This is a genomic window from Corynebacterium kutscheri (assembly GCF_000980835.1).
Lineage (GTDB): Bacteria > Actinomycetota > Actinomycetes > Mycobacteriales > Mycobacteriaceae > Corynebacterium > Corynebacterium kutscheri.
Genome location: NZ_CP011312.1, coordinates 134,051 through 155,309, shown reverse-complemented (window position 1 = coordinate 155,309; position 21,259 = coordinate 134,051). Strand labels below are relative to the sequence as shown.

Annotated in this window: 20 protein-coding genes, 1 tRNA gene and 1 other RNA gene; 11 read left to right on the top strand and 11 right to left on the bottom strand. The window is 49.0% G+C overall.

The genetic code is table 11. The features are described 5' to 3' along the window. Window positions 1-7 precede the first annotated feature (7 nt). Both UL82_RS00715 and UL82_RS00710 read left to right on the top strand, forming a co-directional pair. Entirely contained in the window at window positions 8-1,282 is a 1,275-nt protein-coding gene (locus tag UL82_RS00715; protein WP_046438422.1) for a Mur ligase family protein, read from the top strand. Then, window positions 1,282-2,037 carry a type 1 glutamine amidotransferase gene (locus UL82_RS00710; RefSeq protein ID WP_046438420.1) on the top strand — a complete coding sequence of 252 codons (756 nt, stop codon included), beginning with the start codon at window positions 1,282-1,284 and terminating at the stop codon, window positions 2,035-2,037. The genes UL82_RS00715 and UL82_RS00710 overlap by 1 nt, the downstream gene beginning before the upstream one ends. Before the next feature lie 48 nt (window positions 2,038-2,085). On the opposite strand, the gene UL82_RS00705 is transcribed toward UL82_RS00710, so the two are convergent. The 4 genes from UL82_RS00705 to UL82_RS00690 all read right to left on the bottom strand — a co-directional run bounded on the left by UL82_RS00705 (window position 2,086) and on the right by UL82_RS00690 (window position 6,119). Next, the gene (locus tag UL82_RS00705; protein ID WP_046438418.1) at window positions 2,086-2,742 is read right to left on the bottom strand and encodes a recombination mediator RecR; all 657 of its coding nucleotides are present in this window, start codon (window positions 2,740-2,742) and stop codon (window positions 2,086-2,088) included. Window positions 2,743-2,848: 106 nt separating this feature from the next. Next, a complete protein-coding gene (locus UL82_RS00700) occupies window positions 2,849-3,169 on the bottom strand; it encodes a YbaB/EbfC family nucleoid-associated protein (protein WP_046438416.1) in 321 nt (106 codons plus the stop codon). A 46-nt stretch (window positions 3,170-3,215) separates the two neighbouring features. Continuing rightward, window positions 3,216-5,564 carry a DNA polymerase III subunit gamma and tau gene (locus UL82_RS00695; protein ID WP_046438414.1) on the bottom strand — a complete coding sequence of 783 codons (2,349 nt, stop codon included), beginning with the start codon at window positions 5,562-5,564 and terminating at the stop codon, window positions 3,216-3,218. Between the two features lie 9 nt (window positions 5,565-5,573). Beyond that, window positions 5,574-6,119, bottom strand: a complete 546-nt coding sequence (locus UL82_RS00690; RefSeq protein WP_046438412.1) for a suppressor of fused domain protein — start codon at window positions 6,117-6,119, stop codon at window positions 5,574-5,576. Between the two features lie 66 nt (window positions 6,120-6,185). On the opposite strand from UL82_RS00690, the gene UL82_RS00685 reads away from it, so the two are divergent. After that, window positions 6,186-6,515, top strand: a complete 330-nt coding sequence (locus UL82_RS00685; protein WP_046438411.1) for a putative quinol monooxygenase — start codon at window positions 6,186-6,188, stop codon at window positions 6,513-6,515. Window positions 6,516-6,566: 51 nt separating this feature from the next. Here the strand turns inward: UL82_RS00685 and UL82_RS00680 are convergent, their stop codons facing one another. Beyond that, the gene (locus UL82_RS00680) at window positions 6,567-7,838 is read right to left on the bottom strand and encodes an aminotransferase class I/II-fold pyridoxal phosphate-dependent enzyme (protein ID WP_046438410.1); all 1,272 of its coding nucleotides are present in this window, start codon (window positions 7,836-7,838) and stop codon (window positions 6,567-6,569) included. Between the two features lie 203 nt (window positions 7,839-8,041). Between UL82_RS00680 and UL82_RS10555 the strand changes: the two genes are divergently transcribed. Further along, window positions 8,042-8,536, top strand: a complete 495-nt coding sequence (locus tag UL82_RS10555; protein ID WP_052735827.1) for a potassium channel family protein — start codon at window positions 8,042-8,044, stop codon at window positions 8,534-8,536. Beyond that, window positions 8,526-9,692 carry a chloride channel protein gene (locus tag UL82_RS00670; protein WP_046438409.1) on the top strand — a complete coding sequence of 389 codons (1,167 nt, stop codon included), beginning with the start codon at window positions 8,526-8,528 and terminating at the stop codon, window positions 9,690-9,692. The genes UL82_RS10555 and UL82_RS00670 overlap by 11 nt, the downstream gene beginning before the upstream one ends. 70 nt (window positions 9,693-9,762) lie before the next feature. Here the strand turns inward: UL82_RS00670 and UL82_RS00665 are convergent, their stop codons facing one another. Together UL82_RS00665 and ffs are read right to left on the bottom strand one after the other, a co-directional pair. After that, complete coding sequence (locus UL82_RS00665; protein ID WP_046438407.1) at window positions 9,763-10,320, bottom strand: HdeD family acid-resistance protein; 558 nt, start codon at window positions 10,318-10,320, stop codon at window positions 9,763-9,765. 263 nt (window positions 10,321-10,583) lie between these two features. Then, window positions 10,584-10,678: signal recognition particle sRNA small type (gene ffs, locus UL82_RS10745), an RNA gene on the bottom strand. A gap of 133 nt (window positions 10,679-10,811) precedes the next feature. On the opposite strand from ffs, the gene UL82_RS00660 reads away from it, so the two are divergent. Continuing rightward, window positions 10,812-10,897, top strand: a tRNA-Ser gene (locus UL82_RS00660). A 270-nt stretch (window positions 10,898-11,167) separates the two neighbouring features. Here UL82_RS00660 and UL82_RS00655 read toward each other — a convergent pair. Beyond that, window positions 11,168-11,401 carry a hypothetical protein gene (locus UL82_RS00655; RefSeq protein ID WP_046438405.1) on the bottom strand — a complete coding sequence of 78 codons (234 nt, stop codon included), beginning with the start codon at window positions 11,399-11,401 and terminating at the stop codon, window positions 11,168-11,170. A gap of 384 nt (window positions 11,402-11,785) precedes the next feature. Between UL82_RS00655 and UL82_RS00650 the strand changes: the two genes are divergently transcribed. The 5 genes from UL82_RS00650 (at window position 11,786) to UL82_RS00635 (ending at window position 16,591) form a co-directional block, all read left to right on the top strand. Continuing rightward, window positions 11,786-12,433 carry a hypothetical protein gene (locus UL82_RS00650; protein ID WP_046438403.1) on the top strand — a complete coding sequence of 216 codons (648 nt, stop codon included), beginning with the start codon at window positions 11,786-11,788 and terminating at the stop codon, window positions 12,431-12,433. Between the two features lie 9 nt (window positions 12,434-12,442). Beyond that, on the top strand, window positions 12,443-12,619 hold the full coding sequence (locus UL82_RS11130; RefSeq protein WP_158407817.1) for a hypothetical protein: 177 nt from the start codon (window positions 12,443-12,445) through the stop codon (window positions 12,617-12,619). A gap of 721 nt (window positions 12,620-13,340) precedes the next feature. Next, on the top strand, window positions 13,341-13,964 hold the full coding sequence (locus UL82_RS00645) for a DUF4956 domain-containing protein (RefSeq protein ID WP_083966368.1): 624 nt from the start codon (window positions 13,341-13,343) through the stop codon (window positions 13,962-13,964). 37 nt (window positions 13,965-14,001) lie between these two features. After that, a complete protein-coding gene (locus UL82_RS00640; RefSeq protein ID WP_046438402.1) occupies window positions 14,002-14,769 on the top strand; it encodes a polyphosphate polymerase domain-containing protein in 768 nt (255 codons plus the stop codon). Between the two features lie 88 nt (window positions 14,770-14,857). Further along, window positions 14,858-16,591: a carbohydrate-binding domain-containing protein gene (locus UL82_RS00635; protein WP_046438400.1), complete on the top strand. Its 1,734-nt coding sequence runs from the start codon at window positions 14,858-14,860 to the stop codon at window positions 16,589-16,591. Between the two features lie 88 nt (window positions 16,592-16,679). On the opposite strand, the gene gluQRS is transcribed toward UL82_RS00635, so the two are convergent. The 3 genes from gluQRS to UL82_RS00620 are packed head-to-tail and all read right to left on the bottom strand — an operon-like array spanning window position 16,680 to window position 21,228. Then, the gene (gene gluQRS / locus UL82_RS00630; protein WP_046438399.1) at window positions 16,680-17,564 is read right to left on the bottom strand and encodes a tRNA glutamyl-Q(34) synthetase GluQRS; all 885 of its coding nucleotides are present in this window, start codon (window positions 17,562-17,564) and stop codon (window positions 16,680-16,682) included. Window positions 17,565-17,577: 13 nt separating this feature from the next. Further along, on the bottom strand, window positions 17,578-18,825 hold the full coding sequence (tgt, locus tag UL82_RS00625; protein WP_046438397.1) for a tRNA guanosine(34) transglycosylase Tgt: 1,248 nt from the start codon (window positions 18,823-18,825) through the stop codon (window positions 17,578-17,580). A gap of 12 nt (window positions 18,826-18,837) precedes the next feature. Continuing rightward, window positions 18,838-21,228, bottom strand: a complete 2,391-nt coding sequence (locus UL82_RS00620) for an MMPL family transporter (RefSeq protein ID WP_046438395.1) — start codon at window positions 21,226-21,228, stop codon at window positions 18,838-18,840. Between the last annotated feature and the right edge of the window lie 31 nt (window positions 21,229-21,259).

Here is a 21,259-nt window from a genome sequence, read left to right as displayed (position 1 = left end):
TTTTGGCATGAAGTTTTTCCCTGAAGTGCGCACGCAGCTAGCCATTGGCGCGGCGCGGCTTGCTACCTTTGCTTCACAAAAAACAGGGCGTGGCTCTGGTGGAATGATCGGCGGTCTTATTGCCGAGAAAATCGACCCGGCCATTATGTCCTCGTTAGGTAAAAACCGCCCCGTAGCGATCGTCACGGGAACCAACGGTAAATCCACCACCACGCGCATGCTCGCGGCGGCACTGCGCTCGGCGCATACTGTAGCTACCAATGAGGGTGGCGATAATATGGATGCCGGTATCATTTCCGCTCTTATGGCTAATCAGTCTGCCTCACATGTGGTCTTAGAAGTCGATGAGCTGCATGTGCCACAGGTTGTTGAGCGGCTGCGTCCTAGCTGTCTGGTGTTACTCAATCTTTCCCGCGATCAGCTCGATCGGGTGGGCGAAATAAATAAGATCGAGCGTACCTTACGGGAATGCGTCGCCAAGCACCCAGAGATGACGGTTATCGCTAATGCCGATGATGTATTGGTCTCTTCAGTTGCCTATGCCGCCAAGAATGTAGTGTGGGTTTCTGCCGGTGCTGGGTGGCTCAATGATGCCACCAGCTGTCCGCGTACCGGAAGCAGTATTATCCATGAGGGAAATACGTGGCGTGCCGCTAAGCCTCTTGCCGACGGCTCTATTTTCCAGCGCCCTCAACCTAGCTGGACGATCTCACCGATGGGTATTGCCGGGCCAGACTCACAGATCGTTCCGCTCAAACTCCAACTACCAGGTAATGCTAACCGAGGTAATGCCACCCAAGCTGTTGCGGCAGCGGTGTCATGTTTTAGTATTTCGCTTGCCGACGCTATTAATGCGGTCGAAAGTGTCACCAATGTTGCTGGACGATACTCCACTCTGCAATTAGGCGAACGTGATGTACACCTTTTGTTAGCTAAAAACCCTGCTGGCTGGCAGGAAGCCTTATCCATGGTTGATCGCACTGCTGATGGGCTAGTCATTGCAGTCAATGGTCAGGTTGCCGATGGGGAGGATCTTTCCTGGTTGTGGGATGTCGAGTTTGAGGATTTGAGCAGCCTTAAAGTTAAATCCACTGGTGAGCGCGGTACTGATCTTGCTGTGCGGCTCACTTATGCCAGCGTGCAACATGAGCATATCCCCGATCCGCTCACCGCAATTAAAGCCTGCCCTATCGGGCGCATTGAAGTAGTTGCTAATTACACCGCATTCCGTGATTTAAAAAAGGCTCTGCTGCGCGCGGGTGCCACGCAAAAGGAGGCCTAATGCTGTCCATCGGTTTAATCCTGCCCGATATTTTGGGCACCTACGGCGATAGTGGCAACGCTTTGATCCTGCGTCAGCGTGCTCGCCTGCGCGGGATCAACGCCAAAGTTGTTTCGATATCTCTTGGCGAAGCAATCCCAGACTCGCTCGATATTTATTGCATTGGTGGTGGCGAAGATACTGCGCAACTTTTGGCCGTCGAAAAGCTAGCCGATACCCATGGCCTCAAGCGTGCTGCCGCCCAGCAGACCCCTATTTTGGCGATCTGTGCTGGCTTTCAAATTTTGGGTGAGTCTTTCCGCGCTGGTGGGCGTATCGCAGATGGACTTGGGCTTATCGACGCAACCACTGTCAGTTTAGAAACTCGTGCTATTGGCGAAGTGCGCTCTCAGCCAACCGGCGCGGGGGTTACCGCTGAGCTAAACCAGCCACTAACCGGTTTTGAGAATCACTTGGGTGCTACGTTGCTGGGCGCTGATGCGCAACCACTTGGCACGGTAACTTTTGGCCAAGGTAACTGTGATGCTGCGGCAGCGGCGGAGTTTCTTGATCATGATCGCCAGATTACTGCCGAGGGTGCGGTGCAAGGCTCTATTATTAGTACCTATATGCACGGTCCGGTATTAGCGCGTAACCCACAGCTTGCCGATCTACTTCTTAGCCAGGCAATGGGTATTTCGCTTTCTGAGCTTGAGCCTTTAGATCTACCTATTATTGAGCGACTGCGTCAGGAACGCCTAGCAAGTACCAAATAACCACTTACGTTAAATAAGTGCTGCGTTAAAACTGCTAGGCACCGAAAATTAAAGCCTAAGCCGACCGCTTAATGCGCGCGATAGCGTGAGTTCGTCAACAAATTCTAAATCACCACCAAGTGGCATACCGCTAGCTAACCGGGAAACCACTAGGTCGGGGAAATCTCGAAGCAGGCGCGCAATATACGCAGCAGTTGCCTCGCCCTCGGTATTGGGGTCAGTCGCAATAATGACCTCAGTAACCGTGGGCGTTTCATCATATAATGGCGCTTCCGGGGTGGAATCGGCTAATTCCCTATCCGGGAGAACTCCACCAATGCGCTGCAATAACTCAGTGATATGCAGCTCTTTAGGCCCTACATTAGCCAGCGGATCAAGTGCCCCGCCGAGCACATGATAGCGCCCGGAAAACTCGCCCGTGCGCTCAATAACCTGAATATCTTTGGGTTCTTCCACCACACAAATCAGCCCCCGATCGCGTTGCGAATCAGCACAAATTCGGCACACCTGCTCGCGCGAAATGTTGCAACAAATGCGACAAAATTGCACCCCATTGCGCACCGCCCCCAGCGCGTCTTGAAGCCTGGAAATATCGGCGGCTTCAACGCTGAGCAAATAAAAAGCGATCCGCTGAGCACTTTTTGGCCCTACTCCCGGAAGCCTAGAAAGCTCGTCGATAAGGTCTTGCAGCGGCCCTTCAAACATTTCTGCTATCCCCTGGTTGTAACAATAAGCAAACAACTAATCATAACAAATACGAAAAATCCGCGTCCTTGCCATAAAGACGCGGATTATGCTGCGGTTAACCGACTTAGAACAGCCCGCCCATAGAATCAAAACCCTGGGAAAGTGGCCCCATCTTCTCCTCGGCAAGACGGCCTAGCTTGTCATGAGCCTCACCAAAAGCACCAACAAGCAAATCTTGTAGGGTTTCTATATCCTCAGGGTTGACTACCTGTGGGTCGATGGTGACATTTTGCACCTGGCCATTGCCGAGCATCTCAATGGTAACAAGGCCATTTCCGGCACTACCAGTAATAGTGGAAGCAAGAATCTCCTGCTGAGCGGCCTGCAATTGTGCTTGCATTTGCTGAGCTTGGGCAAGAAGCTGCGACATATCTGGCTGAGTCATATAGGTACCTTTCACTTTTTATTGTTTACTCGCACAAGCATACCGATTAGATTCGCTTAGCGCCGAGTTCTGCCGCAAGCATGTCCATCGCCACAGTCATCGCGTCTCGATGATCCATCGTGCCCGGTTCTGCAGCAGCGGCGGCCATCATTTCTTCTTCCTCCTGCTGACTAGCTACCTGCGTAGCTACCACATCTGTCGGCTGAGGTGTTGCTGGCTGAGATGTTGTCTCTGGGATACCTTCATCGGCATCGTAACCATAGGGGTCAACCATGGGGGGTTCGTTGTCATCTTCTGGCTCCGGAGGCAGCGGAACTCCATCGGAAAATTGCGGGCGCGCAGCAAGTTCTGCCATATGCGCGCGTCCTCGTTCAGCGGCCTCTTGCCAGCGTGGGCGAGAAACTTCTGGCTCAGGTGATGCGAGCTCAGGCTCTGGGGCACTGTATTGTGGTGGTTTCGTACGCAAGGGCGTCGACTGTGCCACCGACTGACCGATAGGAGCAGGTTCGCCCCAAGGATCAGCAGCAGGTTTTTCTGCAACCGGTTCTGGTTCGGGTTCCGCTGCAACTGGTTCTACTGCTACTGCTGGCTTGGTATTAACAGCTGGTTCGTCTTTCGTTGTTGGCTGGGCTATTGCTTCTAATTCAGCGTCTAGCTCAGCTTCTGGCTGCCATACTTGTGGTGCTTCATCTACAGCAAAACCGTGGGCAGCCGGATCAGTATTGATCACAAACCGCAGGGCTAGTGTCAAACCAACCTCATCACCTAAAACCTGAGCTAATATCTTCCGGTTATTCTCTGCATTTAATCGCTCGACCAAGGCACCAGTGTTGTGCCCAATGATCAACTCTTCGTCTTTTATCCCGAGCACTGAAGCACCCGCTAGCAACGCCGCCATGACTGCACTTTGCTTTTCGACGATTTCTTTTACCGTCGTCCACTTCGCCTGTACATCCTGGATAGTCGGTTGGGCTACTTCTGGTTCAGAAACAACCTCTGGTGTCGGTTGTGGCTTGGTTACAGCCGGTTGTGGTTGTTGTTCTTTATTCGCTTGTTCTGGCTTAGCCTGCGACAATGCTGGCGGTGATTGAGGTTGCGCCTCTTGTTCTGTTGACTGTGCTGCTTGTGCCTCTTTTTCCGCACGCTCTCTAGCTAGACGTTGCGATTTCCGTTCATAGCGCACCACCGGTTTATCTGTGCTTGTGCTAGCGCTCTTTGATGCAGCAGCTGAGCTAGCAGATGTTACAGCGGGCATCGCCGCTGAGGTGTTTGTGTCCTGCGTAACAAAAGTCGCTTCCGGAAGCGGGGTGATAATCATCTTGGCGCATAAGATCTCTAGCAGCAGTCGCGGGCTTGTTGCGCCTCGTAAGGTGGCAATGTCTTCGCTGAGCAGTGTGCCAATACGCGGTAGTTCCCCGGAAGAAAAACTCTGTGCTTGTGCGCTTAGTATTTCGCCTCGATCGGTGGGTGCGTCGACCAGTCCTATTTCTAGTGCGTCTGGAACACTATGCAAAATCATAAGATCGCGGATGCGTTCTAGTAGGTCGCTGGCAAAGCGGCGTGGGTCTAAGCCCATCTCGATAACGTCATCGACTACCGCAAACAAAGCTGCCACATCTTTAGCCGCGATGGCCTCAATGGCTGCGTCGATAAGCGCATCATCGGTAGCCCCGAGTAACATGCGTGCTTGTTCATAACCCAACCCGCTTTCTCCTGCACCGGCTAGTAGCTGGTCAAGCAGAGATAAAGTATCACGCGGGGAGCCTCCCCCGGCGCGCACCACCATGGGATATACGTCTTCGGACACAGTTGCTTGCTCGCCGGCAACTGTGCGTTTTAATAGATCCGTCATGGCTTGGGGAGTCAGTAGCCTAAAGGGGTAGCTGTGTACTCGGGAGCGGATGGTGGGAAGAATCTTTTCCGGTTCTGTGGTGGCGAAAATAAAAATAAGGTGCGCGGGTGGCTCTTCGACCACTTTTAATAGTGCGTTGGCTCCCTCACGGGTGATCATATGGGCTTCGTCGATAATAAAAATACGATAGCGAGATTCTGCCGGCGCATACATTGCCCGGTCGCGTAGCTCATTCATATCATCTACGCCACGGTTACTAGCCGCATCAAGCTCAGTGACATCGATTGAGCCTGGACCATTGGGGGCAAGGGCGATACAGGAATGGCATACCCCGCATGGTGTCGAGGTTGGTCCTTCCGCACAGTTGAGTGAGCGCGCCATAATGCGTGCTGAGGAGGTTTTACCGCAGCCACGAGGTCCGGTAAACAGGTAGGCGTGATTGATCCGTCCGCTATCAAGGGCGTTGATCAGCGGAATAGTCACCTGTTCCTGGCCGACCAGCTCTGCAAAGGAACCGGGACGATACTTACGATATAAAGCCACGCGTCTAGATTACCTAGCCCAGTTGTTTAGGTCGATACTTCCTGCCAGCATCTCTTTTTGGAGCTCAGCAACCCCGTAGGTGGTTGCATAATCGTACTCATCCTGGGTCAGCATGAGCATGTGTAAGAGCACAGTTAATTGTTTTGGTTCATCAAATTGTGGTACTTGTTTGCCCCACATAAATGGAGCCACAAAAAGTCCATGCCGCACACTAACCTGCTCTGCTAGGCCGGCGCGTTCGATGATCCCAGCGACGAGTGCTCCTGGCATGGCGTGCTGACGAGGTTCTTCAGCAAAAATACTTGCCGCTGCATTTAATGCACCGACAATAATGGGTGCTTCGCATTTGGCAACGCTGATCAATTCACTGCGCACGTCTTTGCCCTGTGCCTCTAATCCGGTGTCAATATGATTGAACTCTACGGTGGCGGCAAATGTTTCTGCTCCTAAATTAAAGCTTGCTACCTTAAAGCCAGTACCACCAATGGGTTCGTGAATCACCATCGCAGCCGGAACGAGATTATCCAACCATAGGGCAGTTTCTTCAAAGCGCATGTTCTCTACGCTAGCAGTACCGGTACACTTGCATTGGGCAATATTTTTTTAAGGAGCGGTGCCACTATGGCTATCACAGTTAATATTTTTTACACCGGTACTGCTTATGCGGCACAGCAATTTGCTCGCGAGATGGTTGAAAGCGGCACTGTGGCTGCTATTCGCAATGCACCGGGTAATCTTCGTTATGAGTATTTTGTGCCTATCGACGACCCCCACACGGTATTACTCATTGATTCTTGGCAGGATCAACAAGCCATTGATGCTCACCATGCGTCCCCAATGATGCAGACAATTGCTCGCTTGCGCGATCACTATGATCTTCATATGCGTATTGAACGCTACATTTCCGATACTTCGGATACGTCCGGGGATGAGAAGTTTTTACGTCGATAAGCACAAATAAGGCGCCTGCCTTAATATCAGGGACGCCTTATTTTCTATTCTCTATTTAGCGAGTGTTTTTTCTAGTGCGGCAAGTAATACACAGGTTGCTACCCCATCCATAGCCACTTCGAGTTCTGCTACTGGTGGCAGCGAAGGAGCAAGGCGAATATTGCGATCGTTAGGATCATGGTGCAGCGGGAAGGAAGAACCAGCACCGGTAAGAGCAATGCCAGCATTTTTGGCTAGTTCAACGACTCGGGTTGCTGTGCCATCTACCACATCGAGGGAAATGAAATAGCCGCCAGTAGGTTTGGTCCAGGTAGCTACGCCATATTCACTCAGCCGGGTGTCGAGGATTTCAAGTACCCGGTGGAATTTCGGCGCTAGGGACTGTGCATGCTTGCGCATATGTTCCCGCACGCCATCGGCATTTCCAAAAAACTGTACGTGGGCAAGTTGGTTAATCTTATTCGGTCCGATCCCGCGCACATTCGCATGTAAGGCGTACCATTCCAGGTTAGCTTCGGAAGAGGCAAAGAAAGATACTCCTGAACCGGCGTGGGTAATCTTTGAGGTTGAGCTCATAACCCAGAACCGGTTGGGGTTTCCTGCTTGTTCGGCAAAGTCAATCACATTGTGTACTTCTGGAAAGTCATCACTTAGTGAATGTACTGCGTAGGCGTTATCCCAAATGACTCGGAAATCAGGGGCAGCACTAGGTAGTGCTGCTAATGCGCGACAGGTTTCTTCAGAGAAGGTCACTCCGGTGGGGTTAGCGTATATGGGCACTGTCCACATGCCTTTAACCTGTGGGTCTTTTAATAGTTCACCCACTACGTCGAGATCCACACCATCATGAGTGATCTCAACTGGGATCATGTCAAAACCAAAGTGCTCACTAATGGTGAAATGACGATCATAACCTGGCACCGGGCAGAGCCACTTTACTTTTTCCTCATCTTTCCACGGACGCGGGGAATCCTGAGTGCCAAAGGCGTAGGCGAAGGAAATGAGATCGAACATAATGTTCAAGCTAGATCCGTCGCCGGCAATAATCTGAGTACTTGGTAGTCCTAGTAGCTCTGCCCATAACGCGCGAATATCGGTAATTCCGAATAATCCGCCATAGTTACGGCAGTCGGTACCATCACTAGCACGGAAGTCTTCTCCCGGAAGGGACAGCAAAGAAGTAGAAAAATCGAGTTGTTCGCTCGATGGTTTACCCCGAGTGAGATCAAGCTTGAGTTGGCGAGACTGTAATTGCTTATATTTGGCCGAAGTTTCTTCATACAGCTCGGTGCGACGCTGAGCCTCAAAGTCATACAAAGACACGTTAGTCACCCTTAAAATTTTTTATGCGCTACTCTTGTACAACGGATACCTGCACTTTGCATTCTAGCCCTAATAAGAACATAAAAAACTGAATTAGATTATTTTTACTTCTAAGCCATGTTTTTATCTATTCCCACCTAACCATTGCCACATATCACCTTATCTGCTTAACACCATAAGTTTTCTTTAAGAAAATTTTTCCTATGAACGTTCTTCTTTCCCCCGTATTAAAACAAATATTTATTTATATCTTTACGACGGCTATCTTCTACCTGGCACCAGTACAAGCCAATAGTGATTCAATAGCGCAACCTATTTTAGCGGTAGGAATGATCATAGTCCTTGCGGTGGTCATCACTGATCAATTGCGCAAACAAGAAAAACAGTTTTTCAATCTCATTGCACTGATCTTTGTCGCCGCTCATGCCTGTGCTTTTTCCTGTTTTATTTTGGCCTACCAAGAGCCTGATCAATTTACCGGATTGCATACCCGCACCGACGCACTATATTTCACGCTTACCACCATGTCTACCGTAGGCTTTGGTGATATCCACCCCGTTGGTCAAGCCGCAAAGATCCTAGTTATGATCATGATTATCTTTGACCTTGTCTTTATCGCTTCCTTAGGCCATGCCCTAAGCGATAGCCTACGAAAAAACCGCACCAAATCCTTAAAACAGACACACCATGACCACTAAAGTTTTCTCAGTTTCCCTCCTTTATGGAGGACTTGCCGGCATTGTTAGCGCACTCAGCCTACTGCTTATGGTCGGTTTACAGCACCGCATTTGGAATCTAGGCAGCAGCGCTTTATTTGCTTTTATTGTTATTTGTGTCGGTGGTGTGCTTTTGGCGTGCCTGCACACCCAATATAAAAACAGTAACCTTGATAAGCTTATTGCAGAAAGTGCGGATCCCAATCCGCTGCATGCTCGCAAAATTGGTTTTATTGCATTATCCGCCATTGTTGCGGTTGCTTTCGGAGCTTCTATTGGGCCAGAAGCAGGTTTGGTAGCAATTGTTGCTGAACTATCAATTTTTGTTAGTACAAAAATTACTACAACGAAGCAGCAGGCTCAGGCTATCGGTGCTGCTGGTAATGCGGCCGTACTTTCTAGTATTTATGGTTCGCCGCCGGCATCTGCCGCATTTGACAATGACAGTCTCCCACCAACAAAATTTCCGGCTTTTATTGCCGGTATTAGTGGTTTTCTTACTTTTATGACCACCTTGCGCATCTTTGATGCGCATCCACATGCCCTTGAGCTTCCTATAGCACCGCGTGGAGAAATAGCGACCTGGTGGCAAGCAATTCCGGCTGCATTATGCGGCTGCGTTGTGGCCATTATTTTTCTTATTCTGCACCACTATGGCCATATGTATATAGCAAAAATTGCTTCCCCCTGGCTGCGTATTATTGGTGGCTCAGTAGTTTTAGCTGCTTTATTAGCGATAGTGCCGTTATTGCGCTTTTCTGGACACGCACAGATGCCAGAGTTGACCACGCTTATCGAACAATCTGCCTGGTGGAGTTTATTAGCACTTGCCGTCTTAAAAGTAATAGCTACTGCGCTGAGTTTAATATCTGGTTGGCAAGGCGGTGAATTCTTCCCGCTCGCTTTTGCCGGTGCCGCCGCAGGAGCTGTGAGCTTAGTATTTCTTCCTCAGGCAGACATCGGAACTGTATTAGTTGCTGGTATGGTTGCAGCGACCACAATAGCGTTGAAAAAGCCTTTCGTCATTGTCCTGATTATGATTTTTATGCTTCCAGGAACTGCCATAGGCCCACTCTTAGTTGCCGCGCTGATTGCTATCGGAATATTAAAAATTCTTCCCTCAGCCCTACTTGACTAGCCCTACGTGATGAAATGCTCGCATAAAAAATGCCCACATAAAAAATAATGTGGGCATTTTTAGTATCTTTTTAAGCTACTGATTCAGCTTCTGGTGTACTTTCAGTTTTCTTTTCGGCAGAGCGAACCTGAATACCAGCAACAATCAAGGCGATGCCCCAAACAATGCTAAAGAAGCCAAGCCAGTAAATAATGCTGACCATTGCGCTTCCTGGGTAAGACATAACAAAGCCACCAGCAATAATCCAGAGCACGCCAGCTAGAACCAGCCACCATTTAGCGCCGCCCTTCACTGAGGAGAAGGCACCGAAGATTTCAGTGAAGCCGCGCACGATCATCCAGAAGCCAAGAACCCAGGTCAAAATGGCCATGCCCAATACTGGCTGAGCAATAACAGCGATACCAGCAACAACGCCAATGATTCCAGAGAAGATATTCAGGAAACGTTCGCCACCCTGGGTGCTAGAGATCCGCATGAAGCTGCTTATGCCATCGACGATAGCGTAAATACCCCAAACAATTGCCAGTGTGACCAGTGTGATTCCTGGCCAAGCCATGATGAGCAGGCCAACGATAATCGCCAGCGCTCCGGAAAGAAAGAATGAACGAGCAAGATTCCCTTGCAGCATGGTTTTTCTCCTCTGTGGTGAAAATGGTGTAAATGGTTTCAAAGAGCGTAACAACTATAAATCCCCAGGTAAAGCCATACCGCATATAAATATGTTACGAAACTCACATAATCCCATGTAAACGAGCATAAAATATTTATCTTCCGGTAATAATTCTCTTCCTTGTTATAGGATTACGCACAGTTTTTTATTCCCACCTTCACCATAGCCAGGCCACAATCCAGCTTTCGCTTATCGACGCACCCCCATACGCCGTATAAATAACAAAAGGACTCCGCATACCCGCCAGAGCCCACTGACCCTTACTGCATTCCTGCCCTGGGGGAGTTCATGGGATAAACGCCATGCGAAGTCCACCGCCAAGCCTAACCCAAATCTTCATCGAGCTCAACTTTTTCATAACCCAAGGATAAAACCGCACCGCCAGGAAGTTTTTGTTATTGCTATACACACTGTGTATAGTGTTTCGGGTAGCACTTAGTGTGCTTGCTGGAGGATTCGACTAGCGGCCTATGTCACACGCCTGGAACGCGTGCGGGTTTCACGACCCTCGTGGGTTCAAATCCCACATCCTCCGCAATATACAAAATCCCGGTTCAGAAATGAGCTGGGATTTTCTTTTATATGTTGGTAATTTTCCATGATGTGATAAGGACATAAGTGGACACAAGCGTACTTAAATGGCCTCAGTTATGGCACGTTTATGGCACGGCTGTAATACCTCATACGAATAGGCACCCCTTATGCCAGCTAAAAAACGCCGCACCCGACATACCGGATTCGGGTCAATCAGAAAGCTACCTAGTGGCAGGTTCCAAGCACGCTATAAAGGAGCAAACGAAAAAAACTACACAGCACCAACTACTTTTGCCACCAAAGGAGAGGCAGAAGAGTTCCTATCTGAAATATCAAGAGCCATAGAGTTAAACATCTGGCTACCACCTGAGGTAATCGAGGCGCGCCGGGTACGTGATGCTACGACAGTAAGCGCCCATCCTCCGCATTTTGCAAAATACCAGTTCAGGAAGAAGCTGGGATTTTTGCTGGTGCCGCCGCCCTTGAGTTCAGAAAGTCGTTGCAACGCCTAGCCTTTGGTGGATGTTGCAACAATCATGGGCGTTGGCTCATTTCATTCGTTGTCTGACACCGATCATGAAGGGTTAATTGCTTTAGTTGACGGTGTACGTTTTGTAGCTGGCGAGGTGGGGTGCCATTGTAGACATGCCTTGAATTTCTGTGATACTCACATGTCATTAGCCTTGCCTACTATCCCAACTCTCCCAAAATACGTTGCTGACACAAGTAGCAGTAAAACAAACATCTACTTTTCTTAAAAACAAGAAAACTGCAACCCCAAAATAGGGTTAACTTTTATAAATTTAACCTAAACACTATTCAAAAATTTTTCTAACAACTAGCTTAATAATTGTCAGCATTTAATTTGATATCCGCGAGGAAGTTTTCCATGAAATCAAAAACAGCCTCTTTAATCGCCTTCACCACCGCAGCGTCCATATTTTTCACTCCAAACGCCTTAGCGCAAAATAGACCGCCCATCTATACCCAGTATGGAGAGTTTACAACTCAAGACACTATCCCCGAAAATGTTCTTTCTAAAGAAGAGAAAACTTCTCTTGAAGAAATTGATAAATACCTTGATTATCAAAATTCTTCATTCGATTATTCCAAAGCAAAAAATAATCCTTCAATTGACTCCCACACACTAAACGATTTTACTGTAGGACTCATCACCCAAGAATGGCTAATCTATGCCCAAGAAGAAGAGCTTGTACCCCTTGAAGAAAAAGCAGATACACTTACACCATTTATAACTGAGCTACGTGCTACCTGTTCAGGAAAAAATGGTTTTCAAAAACTTCCCCCGGCATTGCTTTTGAACAGTTGTTCTGCAACAGCCCTACAAAATGCATATACAGCAGGAGCCGGCGTAGCTACGCTAGCCGCTATCATCACATCCGCAACAGGAGTAGGTTCCATTGTAGCTGCGACGATAGCTGGACTGCTTACAATCTCCTCAGGTCTAGCAGGATTATGTAACTCATGGGGACGTGGTATTCGTATATTCCTTACCGGGGGATGCTGGTCTCAATAGGAGAAAATAATGAAAAAATGCCTCGGCATACTTTCTATCTGCACCACACTTGTTGGTATTTCTTTAAATATCATGCAGATTCTTGCTAGTGGCTATTCTCATCCCATCCTTTCAATGGGAATCCCTATTACCCTTATCGGATCCGGTGGTTGCCTGCTATATGCGCGATCAATACATAAAAAATAACTATCCCCCATAGTTCACCAGACAAAAGCTATGTCGGTATAGTCCGCACATCACCTATAACCATAGCGTAGCCACAGGGTATGAAGTGTCATACCCAACTTTTACCACAACCCAAATTTCGGCTGTCTGAAAAATTATCTAAGAGCCTGTCTTTCATTCTTCATTAAGACAGGCTCTTTCCCCCACTATCACTACTTGTTAACCCAAAGAAGTTCCCTATAGGAAAACAAAAATTCTTCCCTACGGCAGCGCTTTGAACAAAACTCCCCCTCTTTTCTATGAGGACACCACTTGCTTAAAAACTATTGAGCGCCAAATCTTATAACTCAGCAGTAAAGCAACGCCATACAAAACCTTCGGGAATTACCCTCGCATCCATCTATTCTTTATCGCCCCACCCCGACAAAAACGGGCATGATCCCACATTTTTCACTCTCGAATACACCTAGATCTCACAAATAACACCACGAAAGCCACATATTATTAATTTACGTCAGCACTTACCAGGGAATAAGCGAACTCTTTTTATAATATGAATTTTCCTGTGAACCACTTTTTTGCTGCACACTAACAAAAAACTAGCAAAAAACACCTATTTAACTGGGCTTATAAAATCTATAGCATTCTGGTGGGGAAATTCTGGGCAGTGCACAGGAAGCTTACAGTATGAACAGTCATAGTAAACGGGCACAACCAAAAAAATCCCGGAAGGATTCACCACATGACTACCGCATCATTTGCCATGATCGCCATCGATCTAGTCGCTATTTCTGTTCTTGTTCTTGCGCTCTACTACCCCAAGCATCGTCGCGCCGATCTCGTTGTTGCTTTCTTCGGTGTGAATATCGGTGTGCTTGCCGTGTCAACCGTTTTGGCTACCTCAACAGTTAGCTCTGGTCTTGGCCTAGGTCTTTTCGGTGTTCTCAGCATTATCCGCTTGCGTTCTTCGGAGATCTCCCAACGCGAGGTTGCCTACTACTTCTCTGCTCTGGCACTTGGCTTAATTGCCGGGCTAACGTCTACCCCAGCGGCTATGCCTCTTGCAATGATGGTTCTCATTATTGCTGTTATGGCTATCACCGATACCACCCTCACCAGCCGAAATTCCATTGAAACTCAACAGATCCAACTTGATCGTGCAATCACTGATCCAGAAGAACTACGCCAAGAGGCGGAAGTTCTTACCGGCGCGAAGGTGCACACTATCAGCGTCGTTAAGCTTGATCTTGTTAATGATCTCACCTTGGTTGATGTGGGATTGGTACGCGGTGAAGCAACAATGAAAAGAAAAGTCTCCGTTCAAACGATCACCGAAAATCCACACCGTGAGGCGCTGGCTCACTAAGTCGGACAAACGTCGATAAGCACAAGAAAGTACCATTATGAGCACCGCAATCATAACGGATGATCTCAAACCGATCAGCCTCGATGAACTTATCGCGCAAGCAGCGATGCTGACTCGCGTAGATCGTAAATATGTTCTGCGCCGCGATGATGTGCAACGGGTTATTAATGGGCTCAACCCCGCAACCCGCGTGCTGATTCTCAATGGGCAAGCACCACAGGCCTATCGCTCCACCTACTTTGATACCCCAGATTTGCGTAGTTTTTATCTGGCAGCACATCCGCGGCGACACAAGTTCAAAGTGCGCACCCGCACCTATGTTGATTCGGAAATCGCATTCCTAGAAGTCAAAGCCAAAGGTGCGCGTGGGGTCACCATCAAAGAGCGAATCCCTTATGATTTCGAAGCAGCAATGCACGATGTGCTTATCGACGACGTACGCCCCTGGCTAGAAGAGCGCCTTGTCGCAGCCGGACAGCCTACCGGTACTGGTGCTCACCTGCAACCAACAATGTGGGGTAGCTATAAACGCACTACCTTACTCATGGCCGATGGTGCCGGACGCGCTACTTTTGATACCGAACTTGATTGGGCAAATGCGCATAATCAATACCTCGCTCGACCAGACATGGTGATCTTTGAAACCAAATCGGGTTCTCGTCCTTCCGAACTCGACCGCCTATTGTGGGCAAATGGTCACCGACCAGCAAAAATATCCAAGTTTGGCACCGGGATGGCCGCTCTAGATTCCGCTTTGCCGCACAACCGATGGCATAAAGTGCTCAACCACCACTTCTATAACTAACCACCACACCGAGTAAAAAACTCCTGTGACTCACCACCTATATGTGCCAATACCTGAGCACATATCTTTATAAGAATTGAGAAAACCAATGAACCATCGCACACCACTTACTGCTATTATCCTGGCACTTGCGTTAGGTATCACCGCATGCTCCACCGACAACATCACCGGCACCGCCACAACGGGCACAACAAGTGCAACGAGCACAACGACTTACGACAACTATGACACCACCCAGCCACCCACTATTGCCCAAGCAATGGCAGATAATAGCGACTACACCACCTATAACGATGACGAATGGGATGCTGCTGATGCTCAAGAACTCAGCGACACTTCCGCAACTATTTCCGCTGCCGGAGTCTATCGGTTAACTGGTAACTACAACTCAGTGACCATTACTGCTGCCAATGCTGACGTGGTACTCATTATGGATAATGCCACTATTAATGGCGATATAACCGTCACCGAGGCTGCTAATGTGGCAATCTCTACCACCGGGACTAATACAGTTAATGGCACAATTGACTCCACTGCCGACCTCACCTTCAGTGGTAATGGATCACTAAATGTTACTGCCACTGATGATGGAATCAGCTCTTCTGATGATCTCGTTATTCTTTCTGGAACTATCACCGTCACCGCTGGCGACGACGGTATCCAAGCAAATGATGCCCTCGCAATCGAAGGCGGCACAATCACAGTTACCGCTGGTGGAGATGCACTAAAGTCAGACAAAGACGATGACCCCACCAAGGGCTATATCGCTATCACCGGCGGTGATCTCACACTGACCACCGACGGCGATGCTATTGCCGCTACCACAGATATTCTTATCAGCGGTGGAAATATCACTATCACCGCTGGTGGCGGTGCTGATAGCGGGAAAAATGACGACATTTCCCAAAAAGGTCTCAAAGCTGATAGCTACCTCATTAGCGAAGGCGGAACTATCACCATCAATAGTGCCGACGATGCGCTCCATACCGATGGTGCCATCCGACTGAGCTCTGGCAGTACTGTTACCGCTGCTACCGCCGATGATGGAATCCATGCCGAAGTTACATTACTGATCGACGGCGCTTCGGTTACTATCACCAAATCAACCGAGGGGCTAGAAGCTGGCCTGATTACTATTGCTGATGGCACTGTCGATGTCACCAGCAGTGATGATGGACTTAACGGCTCTGGTTCGGTTACCGCAGAAGCCGGTGTTACAGCAGTTGCCGATGCAACTACTACCTCCGCTACCGGAAGCGACATAGAGTCACCTGCTATCCCCGCTATGCCCCAACAAGGAGAAATGCCTGGTGGTAGAGCTATGGGCGGTGATGCATCTACCGGCGAACAAGTTGTAATCTCGGGCGGCACAGTCACCATTAATGCCGGTGGCGATGGCTTGGATTCAAATGGAGATCTGATTATCACGGGCGGCACCACCACAGTCTGGGGGCCAACAAATAATGGCAATGGCGCTATTGACTATAACGGTACTTTTACGATCACCGGTGGTGAGCTCATCGCGCTAGGCTCTAATGGCATGGCAGCTAACCCTAGCTCTAGCGATGGACAAGGCTGGATTTCTACTTCTGCCACTGGCGCTGCGGGTGATGAGGTCATCATTAGTGATGCTTCCGGTACTGAGATTACTCGCTTTACTGCATTAAAGAACTTTGGTCTAGTGCAGTATTCCGCTGCTGAGCTTCATAATGGCGAGTCATATACCATCAGTGTGAATGGAACAACCACCACTGTCACCGCTGGTGAAGCCACCATAACTCGGGGCGGTATGGGTATGGGACAGCCTCCGGTTCGCTTCTAAGCGCACAAAGCAACCGATAAGAGCAACGAATAAGAACTTCACGCACTAGATATTTTCTAGTGCGTGAAGTTATCTGTGCTTAGCGGTACTACCCTGACCAGATATAGGGGGTACGCGGAATATTCTCCAGCGTGAAATCTTCAAGTAGCTCATTCATCGTTGTGCCGTGCAGATTCAATGATTGAGCAATCTTTGCCCGCACGTCCGCCTCACCCATAGCAGCGCTGAGTTCACGAAAGGTCACTGCCCCATCGCGTTTAGCAAGACGGGCACCACGATTATTAATAACTAGTGGAACATGCACATACAGTGGCGTCGCTAAGCCTAATAGGTGGCCTAAATATGCTTGTCGCGGCGTTGAAGAAAGCAAGTCATCACCGCGTACTACCTGGTCAATCCCCTGGGCTGCATCATCGACCACAACTGCTAAATTATATGCCCAATCCGGGTTCTGGCCGCCCCGGCGAAGAATCATATCATCGACTTCCCCAGTTACTTCACCAGCAAGCAGATCGGTTATTGTCCACTGGTTAGCCTCCGCGCGCAGCCGTAGTGCCGGAATACGGTTATTTTCTGCCAAGTGTGCCCGTCGTTGTTTCCGAACCGCTTCGGAAAGGTTGCGACAGATTCCAGGATATTGCCCGGCAATCGCATGCGGTGCCCGAGCAGCCTCAGCGATGTCTTTGCGCGAACAATAGCATTCATACACCGGCAGTTTGGCTAATGCTTGTGTATAGCGGGCATCATTATCGTGCTGGTAGGTGATCTCACCATCCCAATCCAAACCGAGCGCGGCTAGATCCTCGATTTGCCGACGTGCCGATTCCATAGAACTACGCTGGGTATCAATGTCTTCTACCCGTAAATAAAATTCCCTTCCGGTAGAGCGCGCCGCCAGCCAGGCAATGAGTGCGGTGCGCAGGTTACCAAAATGTAGGTCACCGCTTGGCGACGGCGCATATCTCCCCGCCATACTCAGGCTCCTTTTATTTGCTCGCGTAGTAGCGTCCCATAAATTCTTTTTTGAATTCCGCATAGCTGCCGGCTTCCATGTGGAAGCGAATATCATCAACCAGCTTGATCATAAAAGTCACATTGTGCATGGTGCATAGTGTGCCAGCCAGGAATTCTTTTGCTTTAAACAAATGGTGGATATAGGCGCGGGTGTAGTTTTCACTGACATAACCGCCAAATTCTGCATCCACCGGAGTGAAATCGCGTTTAAAGCGAGCTGCAGTTAAGTTAAGTCGACCATCTAAAGTATACACTCCACCACGACGACCCAAACGAGTAGGTGCCACACAGTCAAAAGTATCCGCACCAGCTTCAATAGCGGTGAACAGGTCATCTGGCTCGCTGATTCCGAGAAGGTGGCGGCCTTTGTCTTTGGGCAGTTCATCGCATACCCAGCCAACAATGGTACCCAAGTTCTCTTTTTCTAGTGCACCACCAATGCCGAAACCACCAAAACCACGTCGTCCTTCGGCTTCTGCTTGATTGGATATCTCAACAAGTCCCCGCGCAGCTTGTCGACGCAGGTCTTCGTATTGTGCACCTTGGACAACACCCCATAGCGATTGCAGGGGCTTACCTACGCGCTGTTCGGTTAGCCGGTTGTGTTCGTCAATACACCGCTGTGCCCAGCGGTGGGTGCGTGCCACTGATTCTTCCTGATAGGTTCGGGTATCAATGAGCGTGGTGAGCTCATCAAAAGCAAACATAATATCGGCACCGAGTTGGTGCTGAATCTGCATACTGACTTCTGGAGTGAAACGATGCCGCGAGCCATCAATCACACTGCGAAAATCCACGCCATCTTCATCAACTTTAGCCAGACGATCTTTGTGTCGGGCGCGGATATCTTTTTCTTCCCACCCTTTCACATTCATGGCAAGCACTTTTTTAAAGCCCACTCCTAGGCTCATTACCTGGAACCCACCGGAGTCGGTGTAGGTTGGGCCATGCCAATTTTCAAAGGCAGCCACACCACCGGCTTCGTCAACAATATCTGGACCAGGCTGCAAATACAGGTGGTAGGCATTCGATAGCACTGCCTGGGCACCAGTTTCGCGAATCTGTTCCGGGGTAAGGGTTTTCACTGTGGCCTTTGTGCCCACTGGAATAAACGCTGGGGTGCGAATATCACCGTGCGGGGTGTGAATGGTGCCGGTGCGTCCGTGTTTTCCGGGTTCGTCGAAAAGCTCTGTGCCAAGTTCAAAGGTAATATCAGTCATGATTGGGTTATCTTACCGAGGATTCTGTTTTTCTAGTCGTTCTTTTTCTAGCGCGGCGCCTTCTACATCAAGATGTGGCAACAACTTATCTAACCAGCGTGGCATCCACCAGGTAGCATTGCCCAAAATAAACATCGCTGCCGGCATAAATGCCATGCGGATAAAGAAAGCATCGAAAAGCACACCCGCACCCAAAGCAAAGCCAAAAATCTTAATAAAAGGAATCGGCTGGCCAATAAAAGCAACGAATACGGCAATCATAATTAAAGCCGCAGCCGTAACTACTCGCGCACCGCTGGCAAAACCGTGAATAACGGATTCTTCTACTGCTGTGTACTTTGAACCTTTGGCTGCTTGCCCACCGGAATGGGTATAGTGCTCACGCATGGCAGAGACTAAAAATACCTGGTAGTCCATGGCCAGGCCGAAACACACACCGATCAAGAAAATTGGCATAAAGGCAATAATTGGCCCTGGGGTAGGAACCAAGCCCCATAGGCCTTCCTGCCAAAACAAGACGGTCACGCCAAAAGCCGCTCCAATTGAGAGTAAGAAGCCCACTCCAGCCACCAGTGGTACTAGTACTGATCGGAAAATAATCATGAGCAAAACAATGGCTAGTCCCACCACGATCAGCAGATAAAGACCCATCACTGAGGATAAACGGTTGGTAATATCCTGCTGAATCGGCACCAAACCAGTGATACCGGTATTAATACCAGTTGCCGATTCCACTTCCACCTGTTGCTCACGCAAGCTAAGAATAAGCTGATTGGTCGATGTCGCTTCCGGGGCAGAAGTTGGGGTAAGCAACATCTGCACGGCTAGCTGATCATCACTAATCGCAACCAGCTGAAGATGCTTCATATCCTGGTTCGTCGAATATTTCTGAATCACATACATATAGGAAGCAAACACCGCAGCCTGTTTTCTTTCCTGCTCAGTAGGGTTTTCTTGAGTTAATTGTGCACTAATCAACGGCTGCAGAATCTCCGCGTCCGGGTTCACATCATGTGCATCAACAACTACTAACATCGGTGCGTTAACCCCAGCACCAAACCCCTTAGTCATCAAATCGGCTGCTTTGCGTTGGGTTGTGCTGTAGTCCGATTGGGTGTCTGTCGGCAAGCTCAAATGCAACCCTAAACTTGGTACTGTCAAAGCCCCCAGCGCGAAAATCACCACTGCAATAACTAGTCCCGGCATGCGATGAACCAACGTTACCCACCGCTTACCCATAGTTACGGTTTCTGCTTTTCGACGCCGCGTCAAAACTTTTAACTCGCCTGAGAAAATACGCCGACCCAATAGCCCTAGTACCGCTGGCACCAAAGTCAGCGCAATCAATACGACAATAAACACAGTAAAGGCTGCCGCAATACCCATATAGGTAAGGAAGGTAATGTTTGCAACTGCTAGTGCCACTAGGGCAACAATAACGGTAATACCAGCGAAAACCACTGCTGATCCGGCGGTACCTACCGCCATACCGGCTGCTTCTTGCGGGTTCAACCGCTTAAGCTCACGTCGATAGCGGAAAATAATAAAGAGCGAGTAGTCAATACCCACAGCTAATCCCAGCATGATTGCTAGCACTGGGGTGACCGTATTCATATCAAACCAGCGGGTAGCAAGTACCGTAGCTAAAGAACCAATAGCTACACCCACAATTGCGGTGAGCACCGGCATACCGGCAGCAACCAATGAGCCAAAAGTGAAAATCAAAATAATGGCGGCAACTGCCACACCAATAATCTCTGAGGTTTCCTCAATAATGATAGGGTCACCAAAGCCAGTGCCATTAGCTTCTACTGTTAGCCCAGCGTCTCTGCCTACTTGGAGTGCTTCATTAACTAATCGACGATCCTCATCTGTGACATCAGCAGTAAGCGGGTAATCAAAATCAAAGGTGGTATAGGCAATGGTTTTGTCTGCCGAAACCAAGGAGAGATTCTCTGCATCTAAGCGAGCATTTTCTTCTGGCAATCCCATAGAGGTGAACTGGTCAATAATCATCGCTTGCAGTTCAGGGTTCAGTGTTATCGGATTTCCCCACCGAGTCGTATTAGTAATGTGATCGCCTAGGCTCTCATTAATACGATCGACGACACTTTGAATTGCCGCCGTATTTTCCGGGTTAGCTAAACTTTGCCCTTCCGGTGCCTGGAACACAATGTTAACGCCAGTACCTTGTAACGGATTCGCTGCCTCAGGGAAGTTTTTTTCATAAATCTCAAAGGCCTGTTGGGAGGGAGTACCGCTCATCGTAAAGGTATCTACAAAACCACGTTGCAATAGTGTTGATAACCCACCGAAAATGGCCAGTAATAGCACCCAGGCCACAATGACCACCCATTTTGCCCGGAAAGACCATTTTCCTAACCGGTACAAAAACTTGGCCATTGATATACTCCTCAAGTCCGCTAACGAAACA